At 34.0% G+C, this 1,274-nt stretch carries 3 protein-coding genes; 2 read left to right on the top strand and 1 reads right to left on the bottom strand.

The genetic code is table 11. The features are described from left to right. Positions 1 to 517 (top strand): helix-turn-helix domain-containing protein (locus FTV43_RS15555; RefSeq protein ID WP_179995846.1); only part of this gene is annotated, 517 nt, incomplete at its 5' end. Positions 518 to 607: 90 nt separating this feature from the next. Then, the gene (locus tag FTV43_RS15550) at positions 608 to 886 is read left to right on the top strand and encodes a hypothetical protein (RefSeq protein ID WP_179991778.1); all 279 of its coding nucleotides are present in this window, start codon (positions 608 to 610) and stop codon (positions 884 to 886) included. Between the two features lie 90 nt (positions 887 to 976). Here FTV43_RS15550 and FTV43_RS15545 read toward each other — a convergent pair. Continuing rightward, positions 977 to 1,274 (bottom strand): hypothetical protein (locus tag FTV43_RS15545; protein ID WP_179995845.1); only part of this gene is annotated, 298 nt, incomplete at its 5' end.

Raw genomic sequence — 1,274 nt, 5'->3', positions numbered from 1 at the left:
GCGTGTCACTTTTTGGAGTGAACAAGCCTATACGCTCGATTATTTAGCCGATTTTGTAGAATTACCTAAGAAATTAAGCAAAAAACAGGAAGTTTCAGGGCTTGGGCGTAACTGCACTATGTTCGATACAGTGCGTAAATGGGCATATAAAGCGATTAGAGCACATAGAGGTGGTATTTATACTACTTGGCTAGATGAAGTAGTAAAACACTGTCTAAGCGTAAATGAGGCGTTTTTAGAAGCATTACCCTATTCAGAAATCAAAGCTACAGCTAAGGGTATCGCCACATATTGTTGGAAAAAGGATGCCTACTGCTATCAAGAGTTTATTGATCGTCAAAGCCGAAAAGGAAAGCTAGGTGGTCTAAAGGGGGGGAAAATTAGATCGGATAATTATGCTTCTAAAAGAGTTAAGGCTTTAGCAATGATGAAAGAGGGTATGACTCAAAAGCAGATAGCAACTGAATTAATGGTTACTGATAGAACAATTAGGAACTGGATAAAAAATGATGTTTGATAGCTTATTTAGAAAAAAATCAGATAAATTGATAAAAGAATGAGTGTATACGCTACTATATTACTTCGTTAAATCGTAAGACAAATAACTATGAAAAACATTCTATTAGCAAGTATTACTCTTTTTATCGTTGGTTGTAGTGCTGAATCTGAAACTCAACTAATGGGTGGAAAATTTAGCTCCATGTCACAATGTCTTGAGACGATTAAAAATAGATCAGGCCAGACTCTTAGACCGATGACAGATACACCGGAGAAAGTTACTGGATATCTTGGAGATACGAACCTCAATTTCTACTGTGGAGTGAAGCAAACAGGTACTGAAGGTACTTATATTGAAGGTTGGTTTGATGAGCCAGTTAGTAATTAATTGTATGTAATTCTTAAAATCTAAAATCGTACGTTAATGAAAACAAATTTGCAGAAGTACTATTTTCTGTCATTAACGTACGAAAGCGCATTAAAAAGCGGAAAGTGAGCCTAAATCAGATATCAGCTCTTTTATCTGTATTTTGATTTCTTCTGGTGAACTATTTTCTAAGTTGGTGCTTAACTTTTCTATGTCTTTTAATAGCTTTTCTTTTATTTTTAGATGTGAATATTTTGTTTGATCTAATTTACCTTTATTGTTTAAAGATTTTATTGGGTCTAGTGTGTTGCAGTAGCCGTCTTCATTTTCGTTTCCTGTAATGTATATTGCTCCTTTATTTCTTAAATTATTTATTTCCCTTTTTGTATAATTATCGCTTTTTATGCCA

It is taken from the genome of Acinetobacter sp. YH16053, assembly GCF_013417035.1.
Classification (GTDB): Bacteria; Pseudomonadota; Gammaproteobacteria; order Pseudomonadales; family Moraxellaceae; genus Acinetobacter; species Acinetobacter towneri.
The sequence above is the reverse complement of the archived record's forward strand: the minus strand, read 5'-3'. Positions and strand labels throughout refer to the sequence as shown.